Genomic DNA, 6,688 nt, shown 5'->3' with positions numbered 1-6,688 from the left:
ACGCCCTGGCGGATCGGGAACGTGTACGTCAGCCCGTCTTTGCTGATGAGCCCGTTCGCCACGCTCGGCACCTCGGTCGCCAAGCGCGGCACGTACCGGGAGAGCACGCTGCCGTCGTACGTGATCAGCGTCTCGTAGATTGCCGGCCAGATGATCCCGTCGCTGGTCGTGTCGTACGCGTACGCCGGATCCAGGCTTTGCGGGTCGAGGTAGGTCAGCACCACCAGCGTGTCGGGGTTCACGACCGACCCGGTCGCGCCGAAGGTCCCGGTGAGCCCCGAGAGCGTCATGATCACCGATGCCGCAACCGCGATCCCCAGCACTCGTGCCCTCATGTGTCTCCCATCTCCGTTCCGCGTCAACTTCATCGTGCTTCCGTTACTGTGCTCGTGCCCCAGTTGGGCGCCATTCAGTCAACCCGCGCGGATGCGCCCGTTGCCGGTCGTCTTTCCTCGCCCTATCCTGAAGGCACGAGCACTAGGGAGGTACGGGGCGACGCGTACGGACGGGGGGCCGAGCTGTGACGAGCCGGATCTCGGAGACACTCGAGCAGGCAGTCCGCCAAGAGGTCGAGCGCGGTTGGTTCGACCAGGTCGCGCACCTCCAGGCCCTCGTCCGGGAGCCCAGCGTGCTCGGGCACGAGGCGGGTGCGCAGCGCGTGATGCGGCGCGCCTTCGGCGATCTGGGACTTGAGGTGCACGCGTTCGAGCCCGACATCGGGACGTTGTGCGGCCTCCGGGGCTTCTCCCCTCCGGAATGGGGGTACCAGGGTCGGCCGAACGTCGTCGGGATCTGGCGCGCGGCGGCGTCCGGGGGCCGCTCGCTCGTGCTGAACGGTCACGTCGACGTCGTGAGCGCGGAGCCGCTGTCGGGATGGCATCGCGACCCCTGGGGCGCCGAGATCGTGGGTGAACGGCTCTACGGCCGTGGGGCTTGCGACATGAAATCCGGCCTGTGCGCCATGACCGCGGCCGTCCGGGCCCTGCGGGCGGCCGGTGTGCGGCTCCGCGGTGACGTCATCTTGCAGTCGGTCATCGAGGAAGAGTGCACCGGCAACGGCACGCTCGCCTGTCTCGATCGCGGCTTCACGGGCGACGGGTGCGTGATCGTCGAGCCGCACTACGGCCAGGCCCTCGTCGCTCAGGTTGGCGTGCTCTGGTGTCGAGTGACGGTCCGGGGGGTCGCCGGGCACGTCAAGGCGACGCAGGCCGGGGTCAACGCGATCGAAAAGGTGTACGTGTTCATCCGGGCGCTGCGCGACTTGGAGCACCGCATGAACGCCCACAAACCACCGGTGTTCGCGGACGTGGCGTGGCCGATCAACTTCAACCCCGGGGTGATCCGCGGCGGTGACTGGCCGTCGTCAGTCCCCGCCGAATGCACGCTCGAGTTCCGGATGGGCTTTTATCCGGAGATGAGCGTGGAGGAAGCAAAGGCGCTGGTTCGCCGCACCCTCGGGGATGCCGTGCGGGAGGACCCGTGGTTTCGAGACCACCCGCCTGACATCGCGTTCTACGGGTTTCACGCCGAAGGGATGTCGATGGACTTCACGGCGTCACCGGTCATTCAAACGTTGAGCGCGGCGCACCAACATGTGACGGGACGGCGCCTCACACCAAGCGTGCTCACGGCGACCACCGACGCCCGGTTCTTCCATCTCTACTATGGTGTTCCCGTGACCTGTTACGGCGCTCGGGGCGCGGGTTCGCACGGAGCGGACGAGTACGTCGAGCTTCCCACCGTGCGGGAAGCGACGCACGTGCTCGCCGCGTTCATCCCCGAGTGGTGCGGCATCGTGTAGGGCGGTCGGATCGCGTGCGCGTGGGAGAGCTGGGCGCTCACCGCGCCCCGACGCTCGGCGCGCGGTGAAACAGGGTGGGGTGGAAGGCGCACCCGTTGCGTGGGTGTGCACCGAGAAGAGATGGACGAGAACGTCCGGCAGCAATCACAAGGCGGGCCAGAATTGTGCGGCCCGCCGTCACGCCTCTCCGTGTGCCGACCGTCCCCTTGCCGATTCTCACCCCCCTCGGGTGATTACCTTCATCCTCTGCCCACCACCATTGTATCGCTGCGCCCCAGTGTGCGTCGAATGCGCGGACACACTGGGTGCGACGTCTTGACCAAGCCATCCCGCTGGCGGTCTGCGGCAGCTGAAGAAGCCCTCCGGACGCTCCCGCCCGGGCCCACTCTCGTCCGGTCCGCTCCGGAGATCTTGCCGCCGTTCCATCGCCACCGAAGGCGCGGGCTCGCGTCTCACGAACTCGGCGAGGGCCGAGGGGAGGGGAGGCGCCCCCAGCGCAGCGCTCAACTGCGCCATTCGCTCCGCGTCGGCAGCTCGACCGCCGCGCTGCCGATGTACGTGAGGTCGATCCCACCGTCTTCCGTCGTGACGACCCTGCCGTGCAGCACCGCGTTGCAGCCGTAGTCCTTGACCCCTTTGGTTTCAAAGGACACGCCCACCGACACGGAGAGGAACACGACGAATTCAATCTCCCCGTCCTCGTAATTCGACCCATGCGGCAAGAAGCAGCGTTGAACGTCCTTGACCGAGACCACCGGCGGGTTCCTGGCGGTAAACGGTGCGTCCGGGAATCCCGTCGCGAGTTCATAGTGGTCGGCGACGTGCTGCTGAATCGCGGAGGCGTGCGACTTCAGCAACTGGCGCAGCTCTTGCTCCTGCGGGGACATGCTCATCATGCCGGCAGCCTCTTCTCAGTGCATTGCGGTTTCTCCGCTGTCCACATCGCAGCGATGCCGGGGACGGATGCGGCAGGGGCTCACGGGATGACCCTTAGGCGTTCGATTCCGTGAGCGGTCGCTTCTTCTTCGTACTTTGCGACGTAGGCATCCCGTCTCTCAAAGTACTCCTCCTGACTCATCGCGCGTACCGCGGGCTCGCCGTGCTCTTCGAGCATATCTCGTTCGGCCAACCGATCGGTCAACTGATCCCAGAACACTTGATCGTCGTATTCTTCGATGTATAGCTCCATTCGATCCTCGAGCGCTTGTGCCGGGAACGCGCCCGGCAGTGTCTCGTCGAGATCAGCGACGTCGTCGAATCCCCGGTCCCGAGCCAGCGCGAACAGGTGCTGCTCCAGATGGGACAGATCCGTGATCTCTTCGCCGGGCATCCTGATGGCGTTCGCCATCCAGTTTCCCAAGTAGACGAGCTCCAACAGGATCGCGAATTGCGCGCGTGACAACGTAATCTTCACTCCGTACCTCCACGATCAGCAAGATCCGCGTTGCGCGCTGGTGTCCCGGAACCTGAGGATCCATTCGGGAGCATGACCGACAGCGACGCGGCGGACCCTGCGGGAATCAAGACCACGACGAACTGCAGTCTCGTGGCGGCGATCCCGGGATCGGCCCGACGCGGGGTGCGGACGAGCAGCGGGTCTGCGTGCGACCGCGTCCGGGACCGTGCGCACCGACCGGACGTCGCCTCATTACGGGATCACCGCGCGTGTTCCGCTCGAGGCGGCTTGTCGCGACGAGGGCGGGGCCGTGGTTTGCGACGAACGGGTGGGGGCGTCCGCGCTTCCCGCGCGGCGGTGAGGCCCTCGATGTTGTCGCGGAGGATTCTGGCCAACGCGCCATACGTGGCCGGCGTCGGGTCAGGCAAGGTCGCATAGTACCGGGTGCCCGGTACATCCCGCAAAGGAAGGTGACAGTCGTCCAGAGCCGCACACAGGCTGAGCGCTCGGTCGAGGGCCGCAAGCTCGGCCCATTCCGTTACGAGGGATCGCGGGACATGCGCGAGGAGGCGCAGATCGCCGAGTGCCTCATACCACGCGTATCGGCCACGTGCCCCGAGCACTTCGTCGAGCAGGAGGGCTAGATCGTGAGCGCGCACCGAACGCGCCCGACGGCGGGACACGGTGGGGGCATGGTTACGGGATGCGCGGCCGTGCGGACCGTCCTTCGACACGCTTCGCCGTCTCCGCGCGTCCGACGTTGGTCACCGTCATGCTATGGTAATGGCGGACGCGCCACTTCCATACTACCACGGTGTGCGCAGCGTTCGTTCCGTCATTTCTCGACGAACTCGCGCGACCTGCCAAGCGCATCGTCCCACTGCGTGGAGATGAGATCGAGGTAGTGGCGAGCGTCTGCAAGGCGCTGTGTGGACAACCGCCACACGTTCTCGCGCCCGTGTCGTCTGCTGCGCACGAGACCCGCTTCCTTCATGACACGCAGGTGCTTGGTGATCGCCTGGCGGGTGACGTTGAAGCCCCCGGTGAGCCCGGTGATGGACATCGGTCCGCCGTCACAGAGACGGGCGACGAGCTGTAAGCGGGTCTCGTCGCCCAACGCTGCGAAAAGGCGTGCAGAGCCCGTCGGCGTCGCCACGGCCTTCGCGCTACGGTGCTTGGGCAAGGTACCCCTCGATCAGCTTCACGACCATGCCCCAACCTCCCTCGTTTGCCGAGAACGCCTTCGCCCGGCGCGCGAGCGGGATTCGATCGAAGCCCGACTCGGTAACGGTCAGTAGCACGCCGTCCGCCGCATCTTCCAGCGAGAAGGTGACGAGCGTCGTCGGTTCGGTGGAATAGTCAACGTCGCGTTCAACGGCGAAAGGGTGCCACCGGAACGAGAACAGCCGCTCGGGTTCCATCTGCTCGATCATAATGTCGAACGGGAGACCTTCATATTCCTTCTGGGCCGTGGCGATCTCGGCATTCACCGTCGTGGGAACGATCGCGCCGCGCACGGACGCGCCCGGCGCAAACGGGCCATCGAACCGCATGCCGAACCAACGTCCGAACTCAGTGGAGTCGGCAAGCGCACGCCAGACCCGTGCCCGCGGCGCGTGCAGCAGAATGCGCTTCTCGATGCCGTCGGTGCTCATGGATCCCCTGCTGGTTGCGGATTGCCAAAGGCGATGTTCGGCACCGCGCCGTTCGCAGCCGATTTCCCTGCGGACGGAGTCGACAGGCGCCCTGAACGCGTTATTCCATCCCGAGCACGATTATATGCAACCTTTAGGTTGCATGTCAAGCCACGAGATGCGGTTCCGCCGAGCGGGCGCGGGCACACGATGTTCGGCGGACATGGCTGTCTGGGGCGGTAACCCGTGTCGCCGAGCGAGCAGGCGCTCCCAGTGGCGGGCACGGACTCACCAGCACTCGCACACCTGAACCCGGATCCGGAGTCGTGGGCGTCGTCCCAACGATGTGGTGCGGCGCAAAGTGAGCGTCGGGTTCAGGTCCCGGTGACTCGATCTGGCGCGTGGCGATCGACACGAGCTGGATGCTTGCGGGCTTGGCGTCTGGCATGATCCTCACTCCGCGAAGGCTGAGTCGCCGCCATGGTACAATAGCACCGATCCCCCGGGGGGGCGCGCTTCACACCCAGGGCACCCGCGTAGACCGCAGTCAGACCGAGAAGAGCACGGGTGGAAACGAAACGTGGAGGCCATGGATGAGGCGACCTAGACGCGGTTTTACGAAACCCTTCTCGTTCTATGGCGTCAAACTGAGGGCCGCTGCTGCAGACGGTGCGCAGGCGAAGACGTCGACGGCGGCGGCACAGAGCGACGAGCATGCACCGCCCGAGACGGCACCCCCCCTCCGGCCGGTAGAAGAGGCCGGCACACGCACCGCGGATGGGCAACATGCTTGATCGGATGGACGTGCGGGAGATCCTGCGGCGGCTGCCTCATCGCTACCCATTCCTTCTCGTAGACCGCATCTTGGAGCTGGAGCCGGGCAAGCGGATCGTCGGCCTCAAGAATGTGTCGATCAACGAACCCTTTTTCGTCGGTCATTTCCCTGGTCATCCAATCATGCCGGGCGTCCTTGTCGTAGAGGCGATGGCGCAGGTCGCCGCGGTGCTTGTAGCGCTTCGACCCGACGCGGAGGGGTACATCGCGCATCTCGTGAGTATCCAGGACATGCGGTTCCGGCGGCCGGTACATCCCGGCGACCAGCTCATCACCGAAGTCATCTCCGTCGGGGGCCGCGGGCGCTTCGGTAAGGCTGACGTGACCGCAAGGGTGAATGGGCAGATTGTGGCCGAGGGGCACTTGATGTACGGTCTGGTGAAATTCGACGCAGGCCCGGAGGACGGACGGCAGGAGACCACCGAGGCGCGCTACGAGCACCTTCTGGATGCGATCACGGCTCCACGTGCCCGGGATGACACGTAGTTCGGGAACGTCCTGCGCGAACGTGTTCGCGTCCCTCATGGGTCGGCCCGCCGGCGGCTTGCTTCGAGACGAGGTAGGCACAATCGCATGGCCGCGTGCGGCTGAGGCAGAACCACATGCGAGAGGTTCTTGCTGGGCACGATAGCGCGATACGTCGAGGGGGGACCATATGCCGCTGGACAATGATCGAAACCGGACGCTGGCCGCGCTTCGTGATCAACCGCAAGGGGTACAGAGCCGAGATTTGGCTGGGGTGCTAGGTTTGTCCGCGGACGTGGTGGAACGCCACCTCCAATACTGCGTCGACTACGCGCTCGCGACCTGGAGGAAGAAAGATGGGGCTGGGCTCGCAGTCATTACGGACCGCGGGCGCGACTATCTGACCCGGCAGGGTCTCTAGTGCATTGTCCGAAATGTATTGATACTTAACGATGGGTGGTGTATGCTCAATGCATGAGCCGACCCCCTGCGCCACTGATGCTGCGGGATGAGCACCGAGCGGAGATCCACCGACAGCTGCGGCAACGGACGCTGTTG

The 6,688-nt window shown here is 65.5% G+C and carries 8 protein-coding genes; 3 read left to right on the top strand and 5 right to left on the bottom strand.

Going from position 1 to position 6,688, the window contains the following annotated elements:
- Positions 1-335 (bottom strand): hypothetical protein (locus tag VKZ50_19035; protein HLJ61825.1); only part of this gene is annotated, 335 nt, incomplete at its 3' end.
- Positions 336-520: 185 nt separating this feature from the next.
- Between VKZ50_19035 and VKZ50_19030 the strand changes: the two genes are divergently transcribed.
- Positions 521-1,801 (top strand): ArgE/DapE family deacylase, encoded by a 1,281-nt coding sequence (locus VKZ50_19030; GenBank protein HLJ61824.1) that lies wholly within the window; start codon positions 521-523, stop codon positions 1,799-1,801.
- 503 nt (positions 1,802-2,304) lie between these two features.
- Here VKZ50_19030 and VKZ50_19025 read toward each other — a convergent pair.
- The 4 genes from VKZ50_19025 to VKZ50_19010 all read right to left on the bottom strand — a co-directional run bounded on the left by VKZ50_19025 (position 2,305) and on the right by VKZ50_19010 (position 4,852).
- Positions 2,305-2,697 (bottom strand): hypothetical protein, encoded by a 393-nt coding sequence (locus VKZ50_19025; GenBank protein ID HLJ61823.1) that lies wholly within the window; start codon positions 2,695-2,697, stop codon positions 2,305-2,307.
- Between the two features lie 80 nt (positions 2,698-2,777).
- Positions 2,778-3,215 carry a hypothetical protein gene (locus tag VKZ50_19020; GenBank protein HLJ61822.1) on the bottom strand — a complete coding sequence of 146 codons (438 nt, stop codon included), beginning with the start codon at positions 3,213-3,215 and terminating at the stop codon, positions 2,778-2,780.
- Positions 3,216-4,032: 817 nt separating this feature from the next.
- Positions 4,033-4,353 carry a metalloregulator ArsR/SmtB family transcription factor gene (locus VKZ50_19015; GenBank protein HLJ61821.1) on the bottom strand — a complete coding sequence of 107 codons (321 nt, stop codon included), beginning with the start codon at positions 4,351-4,353 and terminating at the stop codon, positions 4,033-4,035.
- A 10-nt stretch (positions 4,354-4,363) separates the two neighbouring features.
- Positions 4,364-4,852 (bottom strand): SRPBCC family protein, encoded by a 489-nt coding sequence (locus VKZ50_19010; GenBank protein HLJ61820.1) that lies wholly within the window; start codon positions 4,850-4,852, stop codon positions 4,364-4,366.
- 765 nt (positions 4,853-5,617) lie between these two features.
- On the opposite strand from VKZ50_19010, the gene fabZ reads away from it, so the two are divergent.
- Together fabZ and VKZ50_19000 are read left to right on the top strand one after the other, a co-directional pair.
- The gene (fabZ, locus tag VKZ50_19005; GenBank protein HLJ61819.1) at positions 5,618-6,151 is read left to right on the top strand and encodes a 3-hydroxyacyl-ACP dehydratase FabZ; all 534 of its coding nucleotides are present in this window, start codon (positions 5,618-5,620) and stop codon (positions 6,149-6,151) included.
- Between the two features lie 169 nt (positions 6,152-6,320).
- Complete coding sequence (locus VKZ50_19000; protein HLJ61818.1) at positions 6,321-6,551, top strand: hypothetical protein; 231 nt, start codon at positions 6,321-6,323, stop codon at positions 6,549-6,551.
- The last annotated feature ends 137 nt before the right edge of the window (positions 6,552-6,688 follow it).

This window comes from bacterium, assembly GCA_035295165.1.
Taxonomy (GTDB): domain Bacteria; phylum Sysuimicrobiota; class Sysuimicrobiia; order Sysuimicrobiales; family Segetimicrobiaceae; genus JAJPIA01.
Note: the sequence above shows the minus strand (reverse complement) of the source record. Positions and strands in the feature narration are given on the sequence as shown.

Excerpts from the sequence above, each read along its gene's own strand:
- VKZ50_19010 (HLJ61820.1), bottom strand. The coding sequence starts at position 4,852 with ATGAGCACCGACGGCATCGAGAAGCGCATTCTGCTGCACGCGCCGCGG.
- VKZ50_19025 (HLJ61823.1), bottom strand. The coding sequence starts at position 2,697 with ATGATGAGCATGTCCCCGCAGGAGCAAGAGCTGCGCCAGTTGCTGAAG.
- VKZ50_19000 (HLJ61818.1), top strand. The coding sequence starts at position 6,321 with ATGCCGCTGGACAATGATCGAAACCGGACGCTGGCCGCGCTTCGTGAT.
- fabZ (HLJ61819.1), top strand. The coding sequence starts at position 5,618 with ATGCTTGATCGGATGGACGTGCGGGAGATCCTGCGGCGGCTGCCTCAT.